The sequence below is a fragment of the Rhizobium ecuadorense genome (genome assembly GCF_001187535.1).
Taxonomy (GTDB): domain Bacteria; phylum Pseudomonadota; class Alphaproteobacteria; order Rhizobiales; family Rhizobiaceae; genus Rhizobium; species Rhizobium ecuadorense.
Genome location: NZ_LFIO01000548.1, coordinates 1 through 213, shown reverse-complemented (window position 1 = coordinate 213; position 213 = coordinate 1). Strand labels below are relative to the sequence as shown.

The following is a 213-nucleotide window of genomic DNA, read 5'->3' as shown; positions in this document are numbered from 1 at the left end:
TATAGCCGCACGACCTCCTCCGCCATCCTGAAGCTCGTCTGCAGGTATTCAGGCGCGCCGCTGCGCTTGGCCGGATCGGTCCAGTGAGCGATGTCTCGACGATCGATATAAAGCTCGGCTCCGGGGTAGTTGTTCTTACCTCCCAGAACCAGCCCACCCATGTGGTCTTGGTGCATATGCGTCACGATGACCGCGTCGATCTTGTCGGGCTTC

1 protein-coding gene is annotated in these 213 nt (G+C 59.6%); it reads right to left on the bottom strand.

Going from position 1 to position 213, the window contains the following annotated elements; all coding sequences use genetic code 11:
- Positions 1-213 (bottom strand): MBL fold metallo-hydrolase (locus AF337_RS11935; RefSeq protein ID WP_152971008.1); only part of this gene is annotated, 213 nt, incomplete at both ends.